This window comes from Pseudomonas sp. PDM13 (genome assembly GCF_025685765.1).
In the GTDB taxonomy this organism is placed as follows: Bacteria; Pseudomonadota; Gammaproteobacteria; order Pseudomonadales; family Pseudomonadaceae; genus Metapseudomonas; species Metapseudomonas solani.
Map to the genome: position 1 here is coordinate 237,510 of NZ_JAOTQU010000001.1, position 22,322 is coordinate 259,831.

15 protein-coding genes and 1 pseudogene are annotated in these 22,322 nt (G+C 67.8%); 3 read left to right on the top strand and 13 right to left on the bottom strand.

The annotated features are described in order from the left end of the window. Positions 1 to 124 precede the first annotated feature (124 nt). The 3 genes from OEJ36_RS01150 to OEJ36_RS01160 form a co-directional block, all read right to left on the bottom strand. Entirely contained in the window at positions 125 to 694 is a 570-nt protein-coding gene (locus OEJ36_RS01150) for a DUF4166 domain-containing protein (protein ID WP_263400055.1), read from the bottom strand. After that, complete coding sequence (locus OEJ36_RS01155; RefSeq protein WP_263400056.1) at positions 691 to 1,062, bottom strand: hypothetical protein; 372 nt, start codon at positions 1,060 to 1,062, stop codon at positions 691 to 693. The genes OEJ36_RS01150 and OEJ36_RS01155 overlap by 4 nt, the downstream gene beginning before the upstream one ends. Before the next feature lie 428 nt (positions 1,063 to 1,490). Beyond that, positions 1,491 to 1,733 (bottom strand): hypothetical protein, encoded by a 243-nt coding sequence (locus tag OEJ36_RS01160; RefSeq protein WP_263400057.1) that lies wholly within the window; start codon positions 1,731 to 1,733, stop codon positions 1,491 to 1,493. Between the two features lie 123 nt (positions 1,734 to 1,856). On the opposite strand from OEJ36_RS01160, the gene OEJ36_RS01165 reads away from it, so the two are divergent. Further along, positions 1,857 to 2,666 (top strand): hypothetical protein, encoded by an 810-nt coding sequence (locus OEJ36_RS01165; protein ID WP_263400058.1) that lies wholly within the window; start codon positions 1,857 to 1,859, stop codon positions 2,664 to 2,666. 9 nt (positions 2,667 to 2,675) lie between these two features. On the opposite strand, the gene OEJ36_RS01170 is transcribed toward OEJ36_RS01165, so the two are convergent. The 4 genes and pseudogenes from OEJ36_RS01170 to OEJ36_RS01180 form a co-directional block, all read right to left on the bottom strand. Further along, the gene (locus tag OEJ36_RS01170) at positions 2,676 to 2,819 is read right to left on the bottom strand and encodes a hypothetical protein (protein WP_263400059.1); all 144 of its coding nucleotides are present in this window, start codon (positions 2,817 to 2,819) and stop codon (positions 2,676 to 2,678) included. Positions 2,820 to 2,904: 85 nt separating this feature from the next. After that, complete coding sequence (locus tag OEJ36_RS30500) at positions 2,905 to 3,768, bottom strand: methyl-accepting chemotaxis protein (protein ID WP_374981941.1); 864 nt, start codon at positions 3,766 to 3,768, stop codon at positions 2,905 to 2,907. Then, positions 3,760 to 4,530: pseudogene (locus OEJ36_RS30505) on the bottom strand (MCP four helix bundle domain-containing protein); the annotation flags it as partial. The pseudogene OEJ36_RS30505 and the gene OEJ36_RS30500, both read right to left, overlap by 9 nt. Positions 4,531 to 4,683: 153 nt before the next feature. Next, the gene (locus OEJ36_RS01180) at positions 4,684 to 6,063 is read right to left on the bottom strand and encodes a CSLREA domain-containing protein (protein ID WP_263400061.1); all 1,380 of its coding nucleotides are present in this window, start codon (positions 6,061 to 6,063) and stop codon (positions 4,684 to 4,686) included. A 329-nt stretch (positions 6,064 to 6,392) separates the two neighbouring features. On the opposite strand from OEJ36_RS01180, the gene OEJ36_RS01185 reads away from it, so the two are divergent. Then, entirely contained in the window at positions 6,393 to 7,187 is a 795-nt protein-coding gene (locus OEJ36_RS01185; protein WP_263400062.1) for an SDR family NAD(P)-dependent oxidoreductase, read from the top strand. 271 nt (positions 7,188 to 7,458) lie between these two features. Here OEJ36_RS01185 and recJ read toward each other — a convergent pair whose 3' ends face one another. Both recJ and OEJ36_RS01195 read right to left on the bottom strand, forming a co-directional pair. Next, a complete protein-coding gene (gene recJ / locus OEJ36_RS01190; protein WP_021217191.1) occupies positions 7,459 to 9,174 on the bottom strand; it encodes a single-stranded-DNA-specific exonuclease RecJ in 1,716 nt (571 codons plus the stop codon). Between the two features lie 88 nt (positions 9,175 to 9,262). Then, positions 9,263 to 9,802 carry a YaeQ family protein gene (locus OEJ36_RS01195; protein ID WP_021217192.1) on the bottom strand — a complete coding sequence of 180 codons (540 nt, stop codon included), beginning with the start codon at positions 9,800 to 9,802 and terminating at the stop codon, positions 9,263 to 9,265. Between the two features lie 189 nt (positions 9,803 to 9,991). Here OEJ36_RS01195 and OEJ36_RS01200 point away from each other — a divergent pair, with 189 nt between their 5' ends. Further along, a complete protein-coding gene (locus OEJ36_RS01200) occupies positions 9,992 to 11,674 on the top strand; it encodes a hypothetical protein (RefSeq protein ID WP_263400063.1) in 1,683 nt (560 codons plus the stop codon). A 302-nt stretch (positions 11,675 to 11,976) separates the two neighbouring features. On the opposite strand, the gene OEJ36_RS01205 is transcribed toward OEJ36_RS01200, so the two are convergent. The 4 genes from OEJ36_RS01205 to OEJ36_RS01220 all read right to left on the bottom strand — a co-directional run bounded on the left by OEJ36_RS01205 (position 11,977) and on the right by OEJ36_RS01220 (position 22,293). Beyond that, a complete protein-coding gene (locus tag OEJ36_RS01205) occupies positions 11,977 to 13,152 on the bottom strand; it encodes a GGDEF domain-containing protein (protein ID WP_263400064.1) in 1,176 nt (391 codons plus the stop codon). 180 nt (positions 13,153 to 13,332) lie between these two features. Further along, complete coding sequence (locus OEJ36_RS01210) at positions 13,333 to 16,062, bottom strand: AAA domain-containing protein (protein WP_263400065.1); 2,730 nt, start codon at positions 16,060 to 16,062, stop codon at positions 13,333 to 13,335. Between the two features lie 239 nt (positions 16,063 to 16,301). Continuing rightward, entirely contained in the window at positions 16,302 to 16,991 is a 690-nt protein-coding gene (locus tag OEJ36_RS01215) for a phospholipase D-like domain-containing protein (RefSeq protein WP_263400066.1), read from the bottom strand. Between the two features lie 49 nt (positions 16,992 to 17,040). After that, positions 17,041 to 22,293 (bottom strand): DNA repair ATPase, encoded by a 5,253-nt coding sequence (locus OEJ36_RS01220; RefSeq protein WP_263400067.1) that lies wholly within the window; start codon positions 22,291 to 22,293, stop codon positions 17,041 to 17,043. Positions 22,294 to 22,322 lie beyond the last annotated feature (29 nt).

The following is a 22,322-nucleotide window of genomic DNA, read 5'->3' on the forward strand; positions in this document are numbered from 1 at the left end:
CGGTAACAACAACGGGCTCCCAGGTGGAGCCCGTTTTTCGTTGCCCTGTAGGGGCGACTTCAGTCGCCAAGCAGCGCGCCGCGCCGCCGCTCTTCCTGTGTGCGAATTCATTCGCGGTCGGACTTCACCCCGCCTCCGCCACCACCGCCGGCACCAGCTCCAACCCGCCGCTATAGGAAAACAACGTCCCCAACCCGGGCAGGGAGAAGCCGACGAAGAAGTGATAGCGCCCGTCTTCGATGCGCTTGTAGGCGGTGGTACGCGGCAACAGGAACAGCGGCACACGGAGGCCACGCACCCAGGCCGCTATCGGCACCCAGCGCCAGTCGCCGTCGTGACTGTCCACCTTCAGGGCCAGGCGCAGGGCGCCGGTGCTTTCCTCCCAGTGCCCATCCGGCCAGCGCCCCACGGGGCGGAACAGGGAAACCAGGGTGGCGGATTCGGCGAAGCGCCGGTTCCAGTGCAGGCCCGCCTCGTCGCTGTGGATATCCACCCGCAAGGGCACGCGTCGCGCCCCCAGGGGCAGCCCCAGCTTCGCCGCCAGCCGGCGGCCCAGCCAACCGGCAAGACCGCTACCGGTCGCCAGCTCCACCTCGCCCTGGAGCACCCCGCCCTGGCGGTGCAGCTGCTGCAACAAGGGGTGCAGTCCGGCGAAGCCCGCACCGAACCAGCGCTCGACCAGCTCCGCGCTCATCGCACAGCCAACTGACGGCGCACGGCCTCGTCGTTCAGCTCATCGCCGATATGCACCCGCACCCGACGCCCGCCGATGCCGGCGCCGAGCTCATGGAAGATGCGCTCCTCCACCTGGGACAGGCCGCCTTCGATCATCTCCATGGGGTGCACGAGGATGGTCGGCGCCATGGAAATCCACTGGCCGCGCAGCATCAGCTTGATGGCCTGGCGCAGCGCGACACGGGCATCGTTGAACTGCCCCACCAGCAAGCGCTCGGTACTGAAAGTGGCATGCACGTCCTGCTCACGCTGGGCCACGAGCTCGCGGATCAGCATGCGGTTGCGATAGACCCGGACGTACAACATCGGCTTGAGAAGATCGAACACCATCACTCCTTGGAACGCTGTGAAAACCACGCCAACCCGGCGCCCGGCAACGCTATGCCGCCGCCAGGCCGCTTGTCCAGAGGCCTACAGGTGTTCGTCCGTGGGAGTGGGAGATGGTTCCCATGCCGGGAAGCGCTGGACTGAGACCACCCCTACGCAGCGCAGCACGGCTCCGTAGGTTGGCGCCGAGCGCAGCGAGGCCCAACACAGCGATGGGCCATGATGAAACCGCTCCGTGAAACGTTTCGCGAATGAGCTCTCTCTGTCTCCGTTAGCTGTTGAGGTTCTAAAGCAAAGGCTTAAGCACGGGCCTTTCGGGCGCCCAAGGGTTTCTGCCATCTCCACCGCATGGGTTTCGCTCCGCTCGCGGAACGCCGCCCGACCCATCCTACGAAAGCCGCCACATGCGCGCTGAGTTGGTGCGCACATCAATGTGAGGGCTCGAGCGAAGAACGTTGGAGCAGCCGCCAAACGCCCCTTCCCAGGAGGCCGAGCGAAAGCTTGATGGCCTGGCGCAGCGCGACACAAGCATCGTTGAACTGCCCCTCCGGCAAGCGCTCGGTGCTGAAGGTGGCATGCACGTCCTGCTCACACTGGGCCACGAGCTCGCAAATCAGCACGCGGTTTCGATAGACCCGGACGTACAACATCGGCTTGAGAAGATCGAACACCATCTTGAAGGGAAAAAAGTCGCCAGAGCCTAGCGTCGCCGGGCCTGGAGCATCACCATCGCAGTAGTGGCAGACTGCTTTTATGCGACGTATCCTGCGCGGCCATTCAAGGAGGAAGTGTCATTGAAACCGCGTCTTTTACTACCCCTGCTGCTCAGCCTTGGCCTGTGGACGCCGGCGCAGGCGACGCCCAACGCCGAGAGCGAAGCCGCCTTGCAAAAGGCCGTGGACATAGCCAAAGACAATCAGCAACGGTTCGAGCAATTGCTGGAGCAAGAGCAGGACCAGCAACTCCAGAAACCGGCGCTGGCCCAGGCGATGCAGCAAATCGCGCGGAACTTGCAGGTCTACGAAAATCAGTTGCACAAGGCCAGCGACGCCGGTCATGGAGTCGCCAGCTACCTGCTGGCGAACCTGGAAGAAAACCGCAAGACCTTGTCTGACCGCGACTACCAGGCACAACACAACAAGGCCTGCGCGCTGTACCAAAGCGCCGCGGATCAGGGCTTGCTGGCGGCCGCAGTAATACTGTTGCGCGACTGCGAAACCGCGTACCAGCGTTTCAAGCTCAATGACCCTGAACTGCTGCGGCTGCGGGCACAACTGCTCAACGCTCTGGAGCAGGCGGATTCCTATGCGAAGCACTACCCTTTGCCGGCCATCAACTCCCTCTGCTTCAAGCCTGCGCAGATGCCGGAGATCAAACAGGGGCAGCCGCTGGCCACGCTGCAGAGCCTCTACACCCCAGTGCTGCTGAACCTGGAGCAGTTTCGCGCCGACGGCTACTACCTGCTGGCACTCAAGAGCGGTCTTGACGGCTCCGCGGCCCGGGACTATTTCCACAAGGCCCGGGCTCTGGCCGCGGACTGCCTGGACCCTTTGAGCCTGGAAAGCATTCTCGACGCAGCGGAACAAAAAGCGCCTGGACTCTAGCATCAGAGCTCACCCCCTGGCCGGCAACCCGCTCCAGGCCAGGGGCAAAAACGCGACCACCACCAGCAAAAAAACCACCTGAGACCGGTAGAAGGTTTCCAGCCACTGGCCGTGTGCCGACACATAAAAGCTGTTGTGCACGGCATCCAGCACGATGATCGCCAGGGTCAGCAGCCCCCCAGCGCGGGCGCAGCCACAGCAGCAACGCCGCCAGCGGATCGAAAAAGCTCAAATCGCCTTACACGCTGAAGCGTGCCACCAGCCCTTTCAGGTCCACCGCCAGGCGCGCGACTTCGCTGCTGGCGACGGTGGTCTGGTGGGCGCCGGCGGCGCTCTGGATCGACAGGTCGCGGATGCTCATCAGGTTGCGGTCCACTTCGCGGGCGACATGGGCCTGCTGCTCCGAGGCGGTGGCGATCTGCAGGTTGCGCTCGTCGATGGTGCCCACCGCTTCGGTGATTTCCTGCAAGGCGCGCCCGGCCTCGTCGGCGGACAGGCGCGTGGCCTGGGCCTGGCTGTTGCTCGCCTGCATGGCCTGCACCGCCGAGCCGGTGCCGTTCTGGATGGAGGCGATCATCTTCTCGATCTCCAGGGTCGAGGTCTGGGTGCGATGGGCCAGGGCGCGCACCTCGTCGGCCACCACGGCGAAACCTCGGCCCTGCTCGCCGGCCCGCGCCGCTTCGATGGCGGCGTTGAGGGCCAGCAGGTTGGTCTGCTCGGCGATGGCACGGATGACGTTGAGCACCTGGCTGATGTCCACCGCCTGCTGGGCCAGGCCCTGCACCTGGGCTTCGGTTTCCTGCACCTGCACCGAGAGGCTGCGGATCGCCTCCAGGGTTTCGGCCACGCGCTGGTTGCCCAGGTTCGCCGCTTCGCTGGACTGGCGCGCCGAGGTGGAGGCCGAGGCGGCGTTACGTGCCACTTCCTCCACGGCGGCGGTCATCTGGTTGACTGCGGCGGCGGCCTGCTCGATCTCGGAGTTCTGCTGCTGCAGGGTGAGGCTGCCCTGCTCGGTGACGGTGGTCATTTCCTCCGCCGCCGAGGCGAGCTGGATGGAGGAATCGGAAATCTGCCGGATGGTCTGCCGCAGGTTCTCCTGCATGCGCTGCAGGGCTTCACTGAGGCGCGTGGCCTCGTCCTGGCCGCTGACTTCGACGGTGCGGGTCAGGTCGCCCTTGGCAATGGATTCGGCGAAGCGCAGCGAATCGCCCAGGGGCCGCACGATGCTGCGGGTCAGGGTCATGGCCAGGGCCACGGTCATCGCCAGGGCCAGCAGCACCGAACCGATGACGATGTTGATGCTGGTGTCGTAGGCGTTGCCGGCGGCGATGCCTGAGCGCTTGACCCCGGCCGCGTTGAGGTCGCGCAGGTCGGTGAGGCGCTGCTGGTAGGTGGTCGCCAGGTCACGCTGGCCGCTGTTGGCCCAGGCCAGCGCCTGGGCCGGGTCGCTGCCGTGCAGGTCGATCATCTTCTGCAGGCCGCCCATGTAGGCCTGCAGGGCCTGGGCCGAGGCGTCGAATACGCGCTGCTCTTCGGGGCTGGTGATCAGGTTGCGGCTGTAGAAGTCGCTCTTCTCGGTCAGCGTCCGCCGTGCGGTCTGCAGCTGGTCGAGGGCGCTCTGCTGTTCGCTCGGCGAGGTGCTGGCCAATACCCGCAGGCTTTCCAGGCGCACCCGCAACAGGCTGGCCTGGATATCGTCGGCCGTCTGGATGGCGGGCAGCCAGTTGTTCTCGATGTCCTGCTCGGTGCCGCGCAGCACATGCATCTGCTGCCAGGAGAAGGCGCCCAGGCCGATCACCAGCAGGGTGATCAGGGCGAAACACAGGGAGGCGCGTGAGGCGATGGTGATGGACCGTATGGACATGGCAGTACCTGCAAGATGGGTGCTCGCCAGCGTCCCTGCCGATTCGGATGACAGCTCCAGTGTTATCAGCCGAACCGGGCCAATGCTGAAATTGCTTTTACTAATCGAACGACCGCCGCTGACACATTTTGAAAAAGAAAGCGGCGGCCGGGCTCAGGGTTTGGGGCGCTCGTAGGCACCCAGGTCGCACAGCGCCATGCCGTCGCCGTCGCCATCCCGGGGGCGCATGGAGCCGCGCTGGTCCTGCTGGGTGCAGGAGCCGATGCCGGCGTCCACCGCTGGGCTGCGCGGGCGCAGGGCGTGGGTCGGCAGGCTGGAACCGTTGGCCGCCAGGGGGTAGAGCACGCGGGTGAAGGCGTCGGCGTCGTTGACATGGACGTCGGCCGTGCAGTTGCCGGTGTCGGTGCCCAGCAGCAGGCCGCTGGCCTGGTAGCTGGCCGTGTCACCGCCATTGGCGCAGTTGGCCGGGCCGATGGATTCGTTGCCGTTGCCGACGATCAGGCTGTTGCGCACCGACAGACGGCCATGGTTCAGCAGGCCGAGGGTGAGGTTGTCGGCGATGGTGACGTTGACCAGCTGCAGGCTCGGCGTGCCGGCGAACATCGGGTAGTCGGAGCCGTTGGCGACCGCGGCGTCGGAGTCGCCTTCGCCCGTGGAGTTCTTGCCGGAGACGGTGACGTTGGTCAGCTTGAGCACGCCATTGCCGTCGTTGCGGATGGCGATGCCGGGGCCGTCGGCGCGGTGATGGAGGAAGGCGCTGCGGGCCACGTCGGCGGTGCCGGTGTTGAACAGCGCGCCGCCCAGGGCGACCACGTCGTCGCCATTGGTGACGTTCTCGCTGAACAGGCTGTCGCGCACGGTGAGCAGGCCGCCGTTGAAGATGGCCCCGCCCAGGGCACGGCCGGAGTCGCCGAAGTCGGCACGGTTGCGCTCGAACACCGAGCTGTGGACTTCCAGGGTGCCGCGGTTGGAGATCGCCCCGCCGTCACCGTCGTAGTAGCCATAGCTGGCGCGGTTGTCCTGGAAGGCCACGCGGCGCACCACCAGGTAGCCGAAGTTCTCGATGGCACCGCCGTTGCTGGTGGTGTGGCCGTTGCGCAGGGTCAGGTCCTGAAGCAGCACGGTGACGCCGAGATCGATCTCCAGCAGGCGGTCCAGGCCCGAACCGTCGATGACGCTGGCACCCACGCCGGCGCCGACCAGGGTCAGGTTGCCGGCCCGCACGTCGAGGTCGCCGTTGAGGTTCTGGTCCTCGTCGAGGATCTCACCCTCCTCCCCCATGGCCGGCGGCAGGGTCAGGGCGTAGATGCCGGCGGGCAGGACGATGCGGTTCTTGCCACCCAGGCGGTTGGCGGCTTCAACCGCGTCGCGCAGCGTGCAGTCGGCATCGCAGAGGCCGTCGAAGCCGTCATCGGTGCGGGTGACCTGGAAATCCCGCGCCATGGCCAGGGTCGGCAGCGCGAGCAGGGAGGCGAGCATCAGCGAGGTGGCCAGGCGCGGCCGGGGGCGGGAATAGGTGGGGGGCTGGGTCATGGCGAGTTCCTTTCGGCGAGTGCCGGTCATTGGCTACGCAGCGGCGGCCTGCTCGGCTGCCGCGTCGACGTGGCCCGCATCCGCGTTCTGCCATCCTGGCGACCACGGGGCAATTGACCGGCCACTGCGGCTGCGGTTCACGGCCGTTCATCAGGCCGGAGTCCGCCGGCCGTGCCACCCGTCAGCTTGCGGCAAGCGGCCTGGAATCCTTTCGTCGCTCCGCTTGAATGACTCTGATCCTGTGCTTGACAGTTAAAATTATAGTCATAATATAAAACGTGAATTACACGCATCATATAAACATTCCCCCTCTTCCCGGAGACACCGCAATGAGCTCGCACAACCTCAAGGGCACCGCACTGATCACTGGCGCATCCTCCGGGATCGGCGCCACCTACGCCGAACGCCTGGCCCGCCGTGGCCTCGACCTGCTGCTGGTGGCCCGCGACCAGAAACGCCTCGACGAACTGGCCAAACGCCTCGGCGGCGAATACGGCGTGAAGGTGGAAACCCTCAAGGCCGACCTGACCCAGCGCGCCGACCTGCGCGCCGTGGAACAGCGCCTGGCCAGTGACGCCGCCATCAAGGTGCTGGTGAACAACGCCGGGGTGGCGCAGAACGGCCAGCTGGCCGATGCCGACCTGGACCAGATCGACTCGATGATCGAGCTCAACGTCACCGCCCTCACCCACCTCTCGGTGGTCGCCGCCAAGCGCTTCGGCGAGGCCGGCGAAGGCGCGATCATCAACCTCGCCTCGGTGGTCGCGCTGATCCCCGAGATGTTCAACGCCACCTACAGCGCCACCAAGGCCTATGTACTGAGCCTGACCCAGACGCTGAACCACGAGATTTCGCCCAAGGGCGTTCAGGTGCAGGCCGTGCTGCCGGGCATCACCCGCACCGAGATCTGGGAGCGCTCCGGTATCGACGCCGCGCACCTGGACCCGAACATGATCATGGAAGCCGGCGAGATGGTGGACGCCGCGCTGGCCGGCTTCGACCAGGGCGAACTGGTCACCATCCCCTCGCTGCCCGACGCCGCCGACTGGGCCGCCGTGGTCAGCGCCCGCACCAAACTCGGCCCGAACATGTCCCGCAGCAGCGCGGCGGCGCGGTACAAGTGAGCACTGCTGGTAAGGCCCGGAAACGGCGGCGCTGCGCGCCGCTTGGCGACTGAAGTCGCCCCTACAGGACTGCCGGGCTGACGCGCGGAGATGACCGCTGCGTAGGGTGGAGGTCGCTTTTTACCTCCACCAGGCGGAGTCGAACGTGGCACGGGGCTGTGCCTGGGACACGGGAGTTCGGCAGGACTTCGAAATGGCTGGGGGGTCAGAGAAACGGTGGGCTGAAGCGCCACCCTACGCCCCCATGCCCACCCTGTGCCCGCCGGCGCGATCAGCGTGGCGCGATGTGCGCCACCATCAGCTGCACGCTTTCCTGCCCACGGTATTCGTTGACGTCCAGCTTGTAGGCCACTTCCGCCCAGCGCACGGTGGGGTTGGGCCATTGGTCGCGGTCGATGTTGAAGGCGATGCCGTCCAGCTGCACGGAGCCGCATTCGGTCTTCAGCACCAGCTTGAGGTGGCGCTCGCCCACCAGGCGCTGCTGCACCACCTGGAAGATGCCGTGGAACACCGGCTCGGGGAAATGCTGGCCCCAGGGGCCGGCCTGGCGCAGGGCGCGGGCCAGTTCCAGATGGAACTCCTGGATGCTCAGCTGGCCGTCGGAAAGCAGGCGGCCGGTGAGGTCCTCCTCGTCCAGCTGGCGGCGCACCTCGGCGTCGAAGGCGGCAGCGAAGGCACCGAAGTTTTCCACAGGCAGGGACAGCCCCGCCGCCATGGCGTGGCCGCCGAACTTGCTGATCAGCCCCGGGTGGCGCGCGGCCACGGCGTCCAGGGCGTCACGGATATGGAACCCCTGCACCGAACGCGCCGAGCCCTTGAGCAGACCCTCGCCGGCGTCGGCGAAGGCGATGGTCGGGCGGTGGTAACGCTCCTTCATGCGCGAGGCGAGGATGCCGATCACACCCTGGTGCCAGTCCGCCTCGAACAGGCAGAGGCCGAAGGGCAGGTCTTCCAGGGGCAGGTCCTTGAGCTGCGCAAGCGCTTCGCGCTGCATGCCCTGCTCGATGGCCTTGCGGTCCTGGTTGAGCTGGTCGAGCTGCACCGCCATGTCGCGGGCCAAAGCCTCGTCTTCGCAGAGCAGGCATTCGATGCCCAGGCTCATGTCGTCCAGGCGGCCGGCGGCGTTGAGGCGCGGGCCGAGGATGAAGCCGAGGTCGGTGGAGGTGATGCGCGCCGCCGGGCGACCGGCGACTTCCAGCACCGCCTTGAGCCCGGCGCGGGCACGGCCGGCGCGGATGCGCGCCAGGCCCTGGTGCACCAGGATGCGGTTGTTGGCGTCCAGCGGCACCACGTCGGCGACGCTGCCCAGGGCCACCAGGTCGAGCAGCTCGGCGAGGTTGGCGTCCGGGCGGCCGGTGCGGGTGAACCAGTCCAGCTGGCGCAGGCGCGCGCGCAGGGCCAGCAGCACATAGAAGATCACGCCGACGCCGGCCATGGCCTTGCTGGGAAACTCGCAGCCCGGCTGGTTGGGGTTGACGATGGCGTCCGCCGCCGGCAGTTCCGGGCCCGGCAGGTGGTGGTCGGTGACCAGCACCTTGAGCCCGGCCGCCTTGGCCGCGGCCACGCCGTCGACGCTGGAGATGCCGTTGTCCACGGTCACCAGCAGGTCGGGGCGACGCTCCAGGGCCACGGCGACGATCTCCGGGGTCAGGCCGTAGCCGTATTCGAAGCGGTTGGGCACCAGGTAGTCGACATGGGCCGCGCCGAGCATGCGCAGGCCGAGCACGCCGACGGTACTGGCGGTGGCGCCGTCGGCGTCGAAGTCGCCGACATAGAGAATGCGCTGGCGCTGCTCCAGGGCCTGCACCAGCAGTTCCACCGCCGCGTCGATGCCCTTGAGCTGCTGGTAGGGGATCAACCGCGCCAGGCCCTTGTCCAGCTCGGCGGCGGACTGCACGCCACGGGCGGCGTAGAGGCGGGTCAGCAGGGGCGGCAGGTCGCCGAGGTCAGGCAGGGTGGCGGGCAACGGGCGGGGATCGATACGCATGCGGCTCAGTCTTCAGGCTTACGGGGCGGGAAGCCCGCCGTGGAACAGGGGGCCGCGCGACGGAGCCGGCGGCCGCGTGGGGCAGCGGTCAGCGTTCGCCGGCCAGCCACTCCAGGGGGATCTCGTGCTGGCCACGCTCGTCGGTGATGAACAGTTCGCCGTCACTGATCATCACGCTCCAGTTGATGGCGCGCGGCATGTCCTTGGCAAGGTTCTCCAGGGCTTCCTGGTCGACCCCCACCACATTGATGTTCTTCAGGCTGCGCACACCGTCGAGCACCTTGGTCTGCCACACGCGCAGGTTGCCGTAGGCCACCAGGCTGAAGCGTTCGGTGCGGCGCGAGCACCAGGTGATGCGCTCGGCATCCGGCTGGCCGACTTCGATCCAGTGCAGGACGCGGTCGTCGAGGCTCTTCTCCCACAGCGCCGGCTCGTCGACGTCCGACAGGCCGCGACCGAAAGCCAGCTGCTCGTGGTACCAGAGCGCGTAGGCGATCAGGCGCACGGCCAGGCGTTCCTCGGTTTCCGAGGGGTGCTTGGCGACGGTGAAACGCAGGTTCTCGTAGACGCTGCGGTCGAGGTCGGTGAGGTTGAGGTCGACTTTGTAGGGCGTCGCTTGCAGGGCCATGTGCGGGCTTCTTGGTTAGGCGAAAAGGCGGCAAGTCTAACCCGAAACCCGGCACCGCGCCCGGGCACCGTCCGGCCGTTCGGCACCCCGGAAATGCGCTCGGGTTCCCAGCCCGCGCGACTCGGGGTTGCCAGCCCGGGCCAGCCCCTTTATAAGCCGCCCCGGTCCGCACTTCAGGAAAGGAAGCCAATGGAAGCGTTCATCATCGTGGCTGGCATCGTGGCACTCCTGGCCATCGCCCTGTGGCGCTCGGCCCGACGCCCCCACGCCCCCCGCGTCAGCGCCGAGGGCGCCGCACAGATCAACCGGGTAGCCTTGCTCACCCTGCTCGAACCGCACCTGGGCCATCAGTTGGCGCAGCGCCTGGACGGCGAGGCACGCCAGTTGGCCATGCACCAGGTGGCCCCGGCGCTATTGCTCGCCGGCGACCGCGACCTGGCGCTGGGCGCCCTGGCCGAACTCACGGCCGGCTATCGCCAGTCCGCCCTGGAAGCGATGCTGGAGAACCAGTTGGAACAGACGGGCGCCCTCGCCGCCCTCGACCTGCTGGAAGCCAGCGCCAGCCCCCTGCCCGAAACGCCCCTGCTGAGCATCCCGCTGATGGCCGCCGCCGGCCGCCAGGACCAGGCGCAGCAGTTGCTCGACAGCGTCACCGCCGGCCAGGAAGGCCAGGTGGGCCAGGCCCTGTCCGTCCGCCAGAACCTGCTGCTGGCCGGCCTGCAACGCCAACTGGAGCGCCCCGAAGCCGCCGACCGCAGCCTGGAGCGCGCCCGCGCCATGCTCAGCGTGCCGGTGCAGGACGCGCCCGCCGACTTCCAGGCCCTGCTGCGGGAATGCCTGGCCCAGGAACGCCTCGACCTGTTCACCGAGCTGGCCGTCGCCCCCGACGCACTGCTGGCCAACGACGCCATCACCCTGCTGCTGGCAAGCAACCGCGAAGCCCAGGCCCTGGAGCTGCTGGCGCGCCCAGACATGCCGCTGCACGCCCTCGACTGGCACGAGCTGCTGCGCCTGGCCCTGGACAGCGAACGCCCGCAACTGGCCGAGCGCCTGCTGGCTCTGGCCCCCGAACAGATGCACCTGGAGCTGCTGGCCGACCTCATGGCCTGGCACGCCGGCCATGCCGATACCGCCCGTGCCGACGCCCTGCTGCGCGCCAGCAGCCTCGACGGCACCGACGCCACCTGGCTGCGCCTCGAGCTGGCCGGCCGCTGCACCGAGGCCCAGCCGGCCTGGAGCGCGGCGCTGCTGCACCAGGGCCTGGAGGCCATGGAGGCTGTGGATAACGAGACCGATTGGATACGCCTGCGCCTGCTGGCACTGCGCAGCCGGCTGCAGGGCGGCACTGCCCAGGACCCGGCGGGGGTGACCGCCGACCTGGAGGAATTCGACGCCCTGCGCCAGCAACTGGACTGGGATGAACAGCTGGATCAGGCCTGCCACCTGGCCCGCCTGCAGCACCAGCTGGGCTTGCAGGATGCCGCCCTGGAGACCCTGGAAAAGGCCGTGGCGCTCTGGGAAGTGCAGGAAATCGACGACCCGGACGAACGCACCTGGTACCTGGAAACCCTGGCCGAAGCCGCCATCGCCCTCGACCAGATCGAGCGCGCCACCGCCCTGCGCGATCGCCTGCTGGAGCTGGACGGTGACAGCCGTGGCCTCGACGCCACGCTGCTGCGCCAGCACATCGACCAGGCGCGCTACCCGCAAGCCATCGCCCTGCTCGACCTGCGCAACCTGATGGCCCCCGAGAACCCCCTCGCCCGCCTGCGCCAGGCCATCGAACGCCTGCGCCCGGAAGCGCCGCAACGAGCCGACGAGTTGCAAAGGGAGTTGCTCGATGCCCTGGCCAACGGCGCACTGGGCACCTAAGAGCGGCGGCGCTGCGCGTCGCTTGGCGAATGAATTCGCCCCTACACAAAGCGCTCGTGCCACCGCAGGAACATGACCACTACGTAGGGTGGAGGTCGCTCTTTACCTCCACCAGGCGGAGTCGAGCCCGGCACAACGGTAATACCTGGGGCTCCGCTACGAACCCATGGAGCAACCGGTTTTCAAAAACGTAGGCGAGGCAGTCAGCGCAAGGCAAAAACAGGCGAAAGAGCGGAATTTACGCGCTGTAAATGAGCATCTTGAGCCTGTTTTTAACGCCGCGATGGCAACGCAGGTAGTTTTCAGCTGCCCCGGGCGGGGCGGGTGGGAATGGCGGAATGATAGTGCTCCACCCGGTTGCGCCCCTGGTTCTTCGCCTCGTAGAGCGCCTTGTCGGCCAGGGACAGCAGGCGGTACAGCTCGTGCCCGGCCTGGGAGGAGGTGGCAATGCCGATGCTGACGCTGATGCGGCCCGGCCCGAGCAGATCGCTTTCGGCGAACTCCCGGCGGATGCGTTCGGCCACCAGGGTGGCGGTGGCGGCATCGGCATCGCTCAGCAGGCAGGCGAATTCCTCGCCGCCGATGCGCCCGAACACGTCGTGCTTGCGCATGCGCGCGGTGGTCACCGCGCAGAAGGCCATCAGCACCTCGTCCCCGGCCGAATGGCCGAAGGTGTCGTTGAGCTGCTTGAAGTTATCCAGGTCGCAGAGCAGCAGCGCCACCGACTCCTTGCGCGCCGCACAGGACTTGAGCAGCGCCTCGCCGGAGGTCATGAAGGCGCGGCGGTTGCCGATGCCGGTGAGCGGGTCGCTGAAGGCGGCGTGCTTGTACTGCAGCTCGGCGCGCTCCTTGACCATGGCCAGGGTGACGAAGGCCATACCGATGCCGTAGAGCAGCGTCTCGAACACCATCACCGCGAAGAAGCCGGTGCTTTGCCCGTCCACCGCCGCCTGGAAGGGCACGCCGCGGTCGATCACCAGACGCACGCCGTAGGTGACGAAATGGATCAGGTGCAGCGCCAGCGCTGGCTTGACCGACACCTGCAGCTCATGCCGGGCGCGCCACAGCTCGAACGCGGCGAGCACGGTGTAGACCAGGGTCATCGCCGTGCCGACGAAGACCCGCAGCGGCAGTGATTCATAGAAGGCCGGGAGGGTGCACAGCACGGCCCAGATCAGCGGCCCGGCGAGTATCCCCGGCAGGTGCGCGCGGCGCCCGGCGAACACACGCATGGCCGTCCAGTTCATGGCGCAGCTGAACTGCAGGACGATATTGCCGAGGAGAATGGGCACCAGGTCGATGTTCATCCCGCGCAGGCTGCCCAGCACCGTGGCCAGGGCGCCGAGCAGGAGCATCAGGCTCAGGTAGCCGAGGGTGGGTTCCGGGCTGCCCCGGCGCCAGGCGCGGCCGGCCAGCAGGCCGAGCAGCACGAGGATGTAGACGTCCACCAGCACCAGGGTGGGGATATTCAGCGCCATGACGCCACTCCATGGCGAACGACCGCCGCCCCGGAAAGGGTCGGCGTGCTGGAGTGAAAAGCGAGGGCGTGCATGGTGATACCGGAAAGGACGGCGAAATAAAATGTGACTTACGTCGCACTTTACGCGTAACCGCCCGCCACCGCCACGGCCTGCCGTCGGGCAGTGGCCATCGGCCACCTAGAGCCGGGTCATCAGGGCCTCCAGGGCCACCTGGGGTTGCAGTTTCCACACCGCATAGCTGAGGGGAATCATCTCCAGGCCGGCGCGTGCCAGGACCTGGTAGCGCTCGAGGTCGAAAACGTCTTCGCTGGCGCCGGGGTAGCCGATCAGGTCGATGGCCAGCACCCGCTCGCCGCGCTGGCAGAACAGGTCCAGGCAATGCCCGGCCACCGGGTAGCCGGACCAGACGCGCACGCCCTGCCCCTGCAGCGCCTCCGCCACCTGTTGCTGGAAGGCATCCACCACCTGGCCGCCGTTGTCGTGGCCCTGGCCCTGCTCCAGGCGTTCCAGGTAGCGCCGCAGCAGGTGGCCGGGGGCGAGTTGCCGCTCGTCGCCGCTGAACAGCAGCATCTGGTGCTCGCGGGCGCGGGTGATGGCGACGTTGAACATGTCTTCGCGGTTGAGGTAATGGGCGGCCTGGGCGCCGGCACCGTCGATGGCGAAGCTGAGGATCATCAGGTCGCGCTCCTCGCCTTGGAAACCGTAGGGCGTGGCCACGCGCACGCGGAACTGCGACAGCAGCTCGCCCGGCAGGCGCTCGGCAAGCAGGCGGCGCAGGTGCTCCACCTGGTCGCGGAAGGGCGAGAGCAGGCCGACGCTGGGCTTGATCTGGCTGTCGCGGTAGCGGCCCACATGCTCTTCGAGCAGCGCCAGGGCGCGCTCCGCCTCCACCGGGTTGTGCCCGGCCGGCACGCGCTGGCCTTCCAGCCGATGCAGGCTGAGGCTCTCGGCGGCGACCTGCTCGGGGCGCTCCTTCATCACCCGGATGCGGCCGTTGTAGAAGGCCTCGTTGCTGAAGCGGATCAGCGCCGGGCGGCCACGGAAGTGTTCGTCGAGGAAGGTCAGCGCACGCTGGCTGGCCAAGCGCTCACCCACCAGGTCGAGCAGGCTGTTGTCGCGGTAGCTCCAGGTCTGCTGGTCGCTCTCCGGCAGCTCGGCGCGTTGCAGCAGCTGGCGCTCCTGGGCGCGGGAGAGGAAGGACACATGGCGCAGCTGGCGGCTGTCGCCGGCCACCACCGCGCGCTTGCAACGCTGCAGGGCCGGCAGTGCGCTGGCGATGTCGCACTGGGTGGCTTCGTCTATCACCAGCACGTCGAACAGCCCCTCGCGCAGCGGCAGCACCTTGTGCAGGTCGTCCAGGCTCACCACCCAGATGGGGAAGGCGGCGAGCAGGCGCGCCGGGTCGAGTTCGTCGAACAGCGATTGCTGGCGCTGCGAGCTGCGCGCGCGGATGGCCTGGTTGTAGCGCACGAAGGTCTGCCGGTCGCTGTCCAGCAGGCGTTGCAGGCGCTCCACCCGCAGGCTGTCGATGTACTGCCGGCTGTGGGCCTCGCGGCGGCGCTGGCAGTCGCGCAGGTCGTCGAGTATCTGCCAGTGGCGCACGCTGCCGCGCACCCGCCGCTCGACCCAGGGCACCTGCAGCCAGCGCTGCCAGAAGGCCAGGGTGCCACGCTCGGCACGCACCAGCAGGCCGCTCCAGCGCAGGGCCTGGCGGCTGCGCTTGTCGAAGGCGCGGGATAACGCGGCCTCCTCGTCCAGCAGGTCTTTCAGTGCCCGCTGCTGACGGGCCACGGCGCCCTCCTCCAGCGGTGGCAGTTCGCCCTGCAGCAGTTGGTCGAGGCGCGCGCGCAGGGTGCGCAGCAGGGATTGCTCCTCCACCTGCAACACGCCGTCGCGCAGGCCGAGGTCATCACGCAGCTTGTCGGCGATCACCGTGACCGCCTGCTGGCTGCGGCTGACCAGCAGCACGCTTTCGCCCTGCAGGTGTCGGTCCAGGGCCAGGGCAGCCAGGGTGTAGCTCTTGCCGGTGCCGGGTGGCCCGGCGACGAAGCTCAGGGGGTAGCGGGTGGCGTTGGCCAGGGCCTGGCGCTGGGCCAGGCTCAGGGAGGCAGGCAGGGCTTCCGGACGGCTGGGGGTGCCGAGGGTCGCGCCCACTTCACCGCCCTCCTCAGCCCCCGCGTCTTCACCCAGCAACTGCCGCAGGGCCGGTGAATGACGCTCCGCGCCTTGCAGCAACTGCAGTTCATGGAGGATGCCGCGGCTGCCGGCGCCGCGCTCGGCCAAGGCCACCAGCGCTGCCGAACGCAGCGACAGGCGCTGGGCGGCCATGGCCTTCTTCAGGGGGGCGGCGTCCTCCAGCGCGGGGAAGGCGGTGGCCGGGAGCACCTCGCCGACCACGGTGAAGCGTTGCAGCCAGGCCATCAGGTCGGCCAGGTAGTGATCATCCAGCGCGCCGCTGGGCAGCGGCAGGCTTTCCAGCCCCTGCTCGGCATCGGCCTTGAGCAGCTGGCGCAGCAGGCGGCGGTTGAGCTGGGGCTGGGCCAGGTCGATGGCCAGGCTCGGCGGTGCGCCCTCGCCGAGGCTCTCCAGGCGCGCTTCGAAATACACCAGCGGCGCGCAGTGGCGCACCGTCTTGCCCTCGGCATCGCTGCGCCGCCCGCACACCGGCAGCACGCCGTAGATCAGCTGCAGCTCGCGTTGGTAGAGGTTCTGCTGCTGCAACAGGTGCTCGCCCAGCTCCGCCGACAGCGCGGCGAAGGGCATGGCGCCGCTGGCCAGTTCCTCGCGCCCGTCCAGCCAGCCCCAGCGCTCGGCCTTGAAGGTGCTGACATCGTCCAGTTGCAGTTCGCGGCTATCGGCCTGGTAGCAGGCGCGGTAGAAGGACAGGCGTTTCGCGATCGACGGCATGGGGCGTCCCGGGGCGGTTTCCAGCGGCGCATTGTGCCGGAATCAGGGGGTTGGGCTGAATCGGTTGGTGTGTGTTTTGGCGATGGGTTTGGGATTGGGGGCGTTCGGGGGGCATCGAGGGGGGCATCGAGGGGGCTGGGGGAAAGCGGTGGGCTGAAGCCCACCCTACGCGCCACCCTACGCGCGCCCCTACACAGCGCCCTACGCGCCGGCCTGTGCGTCCCCTGCCCCTGCGTGGCTCAGCGCGGGGCGTAGCGCTTCCACAATTGTTCGAACTCGGCCTGGTAGCTGCCGACCAGGTGCGCGTTGTCGGTCACCAGCAGGTTTTCCTCGTTGCTGGTGCTGGCGCTGCGGGTCCAGTTGAAGCTGCCGTTGAGCAGCAGGCGGCCGTCGAACAGGGCGAACTTGTGGTGCATGTGGAAGGGGCTGTCGTCGATGCGCAGGGGCACGCCGGCGGCCTGCAGCTGGCGGATGTCGCTGCCTTCGTCGAAGAGCTTCTCGTTGTCGCTGATCACCCGCACCGCGATGCCGCGCTGGTGGCAGGCGAGGATTTCGCTGCTGAGCTGGTCGTCGGAGATGGTGTAGACGCAGATGTCCACGCCCTGCCGCGCCTGGCGCAGCAGTTCGCGGATCTTTCGCCGGCATTCCTCGCCTGGGCTGAAGTGGGCACTGGCGATGTTGCGCACCGGTGCGGCGCTGACGTCCAGGGTCTTGATCACCTGCTCCAGCCATTTCAGCGCCGGCAGGGTGTTGGCGGCGTCGGCCAGGGCCAGCTCGCGCACCAGGTCGAAGGCGCGGTTGCGCAGGTAGCGCACCTGGTCCGGGCCCAGTTCGGTGCCCAGCTGGCGCAGCTCGTCGCGCTCCTCGTTGCTCAGCTTCAGGTCCAGCAGGCTGTCACGCAGCTGCCGGTCGAGTCCGTCGAAATCCATGGAGCCTCCCTGTCTTCGGGTTGTTCGCCGGGCTGGCCAGCCCTGCGGGTCAGGACGATTCGCCACCCGGTGCCTTGCCGGCCCCCATCATCTCGCCCAGCTGGTTGAGGCGGTTGGAGATGTCGTTGATGCGGTGGTGGGTGCGCAGGTCGATGTCGATCTTCTTGTCCATCACCTTGATCAGCGGCAGGAAGCTGTTCTCCAGGCTTTCGGCCAGGCTGACCAGCACCTCGCGCACGCCCTGCTGGGCCGGGGCGACCACCTCGACTTCGAGGTTGGCCGGCTTCTGCACCAGCTTCTCCAGCCCGGCGAGCAGTTCCTGCCAGGGCACCTGGGCATCCGCCGGTGCCTCTTCCACGTCGGGCTGACGGGCCAGGCCGCGCACGCTTTCCACCAGGTCGTTGAGCTGGGCCACCACGCGGCCGCCGACGTCGGTGTCGCTGCCGCCCATGGCTTTGTTGCGCTGGAAGTCGCGCTTGATCTGCGCCCAGCGCTCGACCTGTTCCGGGCTCTGGTTGCCGCGCAGCTCGGCGAGCTTGAGCAGGTTTTCCTCGGCGCCGGTGGTGAGCAGCTGGGACTCGCCCTGGTAGTGGTCAGCCAGCAGTTGCAGCAGTTCGGCGTCGTTCATCACGGCGGAGATCTTCTCCGCCATCTTGTTCATGTTGCGGTAGGAGCCCTGCAGCTTGAACGGCGGCTCGGTGCGGTACTGGTCGGCCTGGGCGGCGCTGGCGATGTACTGCTGGTTGACCTTGAGCACCACGTCGCGCACCTGCATCAGACGCTGCAGGGTGGTGGTGATCTCGTTGATCTCGGCGCCGCTGTAGCTGTGGCTCAGCTCGTTGCTGGAGAAGGGCTTGCCCTCGGCCTTGGCGACGAAGCGGTAGACATCGGCCATGTCGCGGGTGGCCAGGGGCGCCAGCACCGGGTTGGAGGTCAGGCCGTTCTCGATGTAGCTGAGGGAGAAGGCTTCCTGCATGCCGCCCAGGGTGTCGCCGAGGTTATAGATATCGGCACGGTTGGCGAGCATGTCGGGGATCTTGAACACGTCGCCGGACTCGGTGTACGGGTTGCCCGACATCACCACGCAGAACTTCTTGCCGCGCATGTCGTAGGTCTTGGTGCGGCCCTTCCACACGCCTTCGATACGCCGGGTGCCGTCGCACAGCGAGATGAATTTCTGCAGGAATTCCGGGTGGGTGTGCTGGATGTCGTCGACATAGAGCATCACGTTGTTGCCCATCTCCAGGGCCAGGTTGAGCTTCTCCAGCTCCTGGCGCGAGGTGGCGTCCGGCGCCTGGGCCGGGTCCAGGGAGCGCACTTCGTGGCCCAGGGCCGGGCCGTTGATCTTCATGAAGATCAGGCCGAGGCGGTGCGCCACGTATTCCATGAGGGTGGTCTTGCCGTAGCCGGGGGGCGAGATGAGCATCAGCAGGCCCATCAGGTCGGTGCGCTTGTTCTCGCCCACGGTGCCCATCTGCTTGGCCAGGTTGTCGCCGATCACGCCGAGGTAGACGTCGTTGATCAGCTTGTTGCGCACGAAGGAGCTGAGCGGGCGCGGCTTGAATTCGGCCAGGCGCAGGGCATCGCGCTCACGGCCGATGATGGCCTGGCGCAGCGCCTGGTAGCGCTGCAGCCCAGGCAGGAAGTCCTCGCGGTGGCCACGCAGGCGGGCGAAGAAGTCATCCACCGCCAGTTGCAGGCTGCGCTCGGCGATGCGCGGGTGCTCGCCCATGAGGTTGCCGACGGTAAAGCGCAGGTCGACCTCGGTGATGCGCCGCGGGAAGTCCTCGGCCAGCAGCGACAGGGCCACCGCCTCGGGGATGTAGTCGGCCAGGGCGGCATGCTCGCCCTCCGAGCACAGCCCCTGCAGCCAGTTGCTCGCCAGCGCCCACTGCGCCGCCGGGCGCTCGGCCAGGCGCGACAGGGCCTGCTGGTAGTCGTCCCACATGCGCGCGCCCTGCAGGCGCAGCTTGAGCGTCTCCTGCAACTGGCGGGCGTATTTGCTGAAGGTGAATTCGATGCGTTCGGCGGCCAGTTCCTGCACCAGGTACTCGGCGGCTTCCGCCGGGGCGGCGGCGCCCAGCCCCAGGGGCTGCTCGACGAGGAAGGCCTGCATCGCGTCGAGGATTTCCGCCTGCAACTCCAGCAGGCCCTCGCGGCGGCCGAACAGCTGCTGGATGTGCCGGCTGGTACGGGCCCGCTCCGGCCATTGGGCCGCGCTTTCGTCGCTGCGGTGGAGGTCCCAGAACAGGCTGGCGAAGGCCCGCGCCGGGGCGGCATGGCGCAGCAGCCCGGCGCTTTCGCGCAGCGGCAGCAGCTGGGCCAGGATGGCGGCGGCGTCGTGGTCGTGGATGCCCTTCTCGTAGCCTTCCTTGTAGCGCGGCGCGGCGAAGTCGCGGATCACCCGCGCCAGTTCGTCGGGCTGCCCCAGCAGTTGCTTGAGGCCGTCCAGGCTGAGGTTTTCCTGCCCCGCATCGGCGGCGTCGAGCACCTGCCCGACGAGGTATTCGGCGCGGTACAGCTGCGCGGATTCGGACTCCAGCGCCACCTGCCAGAAGGCCTTGAGGGCATCCAGCTCGGGGTCGCGCAGGGGTTCGAGGAAGTCGGTGCCGGTGAGGTGCAGGTGCAGCTCGTCGCCCCGGGGCATCAGGGTCAGGTCCAGCTCCTGGGTGTTGACGCTGAAGCGGTGGCGCGGGCCGAGCTTGATGACGTTGCCGCCCTCTTCGAACAGCTCGGTCTTGTCGCGCAGGGCACGCACGGCCTGGTCGCGGGCGCCCTTGAGGCGGGCTTCGACATCATCGGCCTTGACGCTGTCCTTGAGCTCGCGCAGGCGCTCGGCCAGTTCGCGCAGCTTGAGGATCAGCGGGTCGGCGGCGAAGAAGGCGTTGAGCTCTTCGGCCTGGGTGAATTTCGCCGTGCGCCGGCCGAGGCTTTCGAGGATGCGCCGGGCGGCGTCGAGCAGGCCCTGGGCCTTGCGCTGGCGCTCGTCGAGCAGGGATTGCTTGTGCGCCTCGAAGGTTTCCAGCAGCTCTTCGCGCTTGGCGAGGATGTCGCCGAGGAACTGCTCGTGGTCGCCGAAGCGGCTCTCCAGTTCCTCCAGCTGCACCAGCAGGCGCGACAGCTGTTCGTCGCAGCGCTCCGGGTCCTGGGCCTGGCCCAGGGCGTTGGTGATGCCCTGGCTGAAGAGTTTGAACTGGGCACCGAACTGGGCCACGGTCTCGGTGGAACCCAGCCCCTTGCGCCGCTGCTCGGCGCGAGCCTTGGCCTGGTTGAGGCGGGCGTAGATCTCGGAGATGGACTCGATGATGCGGGTGCGCTGGGTAGCGTCGTCGATCTGCAACGAGGCCATCAGGCTGGAGAGCATGTCGAGGTCGGCGGCCATGGCCTGCAACGCGGCCAGGGGCTCGGCCAGCTGGGCCACGGTCTCGGCCTTCTGCGCCTCGGCGTCGAGGGCCTCCAGGCGGGCGACGAAGGGCTGCAGCGCCTGCTCGCTGGCGAGGAAACCGGCGGTGGCGGCTGCGGTGCGTTCCTGGGCCTTGAGCAGCTCGGCTTCCATGGCGTCGATGCGCGCCACGTCTATGTAGCGGTAGTCGCGGATGGTCAGCAGCAGGCCGCGCTGGGCGGTGATGCCGTTGAGGGCGTCGACGAAGCTCTGCACCTGGTCCCAGCTGTCCGGCAGCAGGCCGTCGAGCAGGGCTTTCTGTTTCTCCTCGGCGCCGACCATGGCCTGGTCGGACTGGCGGCGGATGCTCTCGACCTTCTCGTATTCGTCGAGCACCAGCTCGGCGGTGGCGGCCACTTCGCGCAGCAGGGGCGCCAGGCCTTCGAGCTGGTCGCTGCCGAGCCAGTGGTAGACGTCGAACAGGCGGCGGGTGTTCTGGCACAGCTGGGAATAGCGCTGCACCGAGACCGCGGGGGTTTCGATCTCGCGGCTGAGGTCGTAGAGGTCGGAGACGCCGCGCACCAGCTCGGCGTTGCCGATGCGCCCGAGGAAGCCACTGCGGGCCGGTTGGCGGGCGGCGTATTCCTCGGTGAAGAAGGGGGTCTGCCAGACCTGCATCGGGTGGATGCGGGTGGGCTCGTCACCCTCGGCGGCGAAGATCACCATGCGGCCGTCTTCCAGGCGCGCGTAGCCGTGGCCGAACAGCGGGTTCTGCAGTTGGCGGTTGATCATGTTGTAGGTGAGCAGCACCGCCCGCCCCTGTTCGGGGTGGTAGAAGATGTACTGCACGTCCTCGCCGTTGGGCGAGCGCACGGCACGCTTGAAGCGCATGCCGTCCATGGATTGCTCGAAGGTCTTGTACTCGCCGTTCTGCAGGTAGTAACCGCCGGGGAAGATGATGCCGTGGTCTTCCGGCAGCTGGACGCAGGCCAGCCCGATGGCGTCGATGCGCTCGACCTTGCGGGTGAGGCTGTTGAACACCAGGTAGCGCCACTGCTCTTCGCGGTAGGGCAGCACCTTGAGCAGGATCAGGCTGCCAAGGCGGGCGAATTCCACCTGGGCGTCGTCGAGGGACTGGGTCTTGTCGAGCACCTCCTCGCGGTAGATGCCGAGGCCGTCCTCGGTGTTGTTCTCGACCTTGATGGTGAGGTCGCCGCCGATGGTTTCGACGAACACGGTGTCGAGGATGTTCAGGTGCGGGAAGCGCCCCTGTACCACCATCTCGCGGGTGGCCTTCTTCCATTCGAAGTCGAAGGGCGCCGGCAGGGCGATGTCGCGCTCGCCACGGTTGTCGATGTAGCGCACATCGCGGCCGTCGGCGGAGATGGACCAGCGGAACACGCGGATGTCGGTGATGCGCTCGCCGATCTGGAAGCTCGCCAGCAGCTTGCCGTCGCGGATGGCCAGCTGCAGCAGGCGGGTGTTCTTGTAGTAGGTGTAGAGCTCGTTGAAGTCGTTGACGAAGCCCTGGGCCGCGAGGAACGAACCCTCCAGCGGCACCGGCTCGGCTTCGTAGCCCTCGCCCTCCTCCACCAGGCGGTAGAGGGAGAACACGTCGGCGACGTGGGTCTCCTTCTTCAGGCCGATGAAGACGTTGTAGCCGAACAGCAGGCAGTCGCCGACCTGGACGATGTCGCGGGCGATGCAGTTGTTCTCGGTACGGATGCGCACCCGGCCGATGACGTCCATGCGGCTGTTGCCGAACTCTTCCAGACGCTTCTGGTTGAGGGACTCGGTGGTCTGCCGCAGGCGTTGCCCCTGGTCCAGCAGGCGCTTGTGCAGCACCTCGTAAGCGCCGCCTTCGGCGACGGCCTTGTCCAGTACATCCTGAGCGGGGGTTGCGGCTTGGGCATCCGACATCGTGGTCTTCCTGAATCTGCGCTGTCTGC

Bases quoted from the DNA above. Each gene is read 5' to 3' on its own strand.
- OEJ36_RS01150 (WP_263400055.1), bottom strand. From the start codon at position 694: ATGAGCGCGGAGCTGGTCGAGCGCTGGTTCGGTGCGGGCTTCGCCGGA.
- OEJ36_RS30500 (WP_374981941.1), bottom strand. From the start codon at position 3,768: ATGCAGGAGAACCTGCGGCAGACCATCCGGCAGATTTCCGATTCCTCC.
- OEJ36_RS01180 (WP_263400061.1), bottom strand. From the start codon at position 6,063: ATGACCCAGCCCCCCACCTATTCCCGCCCCCGGCCGCGCCTGGCCACC.
- OEJ36_RS01185 (WP_263400062.1), top strand. From the start codon at position 6,393: ATGAGCTCGCACAACCTCAAGGGCACCGCACTGATCACTGGCGCATCC.
- recJ (WP_021217191.1), bottom strand. From the start codon at position 9,174: ATGCGTATCGATCCCCGCCCGTTGCCCGCCACCCTGCCTGACCTCGGC.
- OEJ36_RS01195 (WP_021217192.1), bottom strand. From the start codon at position 9,802: ATGGCCCTGCAAGCGACGCCCTACAAAGTCGACCTCAACCTCACCGAC.
- OEJ36_RS01200 (WP_263400063.1), top strand. From the start codon at position 9,992: ATGGAAGCGTTCATCATCGTGGCTGGCATCGTGGCACTCCTGGCCATC.
- OEJ36_RS01205 (WP_263400064.1), bottom strand. From the start codon at position 13,152: ATGGCGCTGAATATCCCCACCCTGGTGCTGGTGGACGTCTACATCCTC.
- OEJ36_RS01210 (WP_263400065.1), bottom strand. From the start codon at position 16,062: ATGCCGTCGATCGCGAAACGCCTGTCCTTCTACCGCGCCTGCTACCAG.
- OEJ36_RS01215 (WP_263400066.1), bottom strand. From the start codon at position 16,991: ATGGATTTCGACGGACTCGACCGGCAGCTGCGTGACAGCCTGCTGGAC.
- OEJ36_RS01220 (WP_263400067.1), bottom strand. From the start codon at position 22,293: ATGTCGGATGCCCAAGCCGCAACCCCCGCTCAGGATGTACTGGACAAG.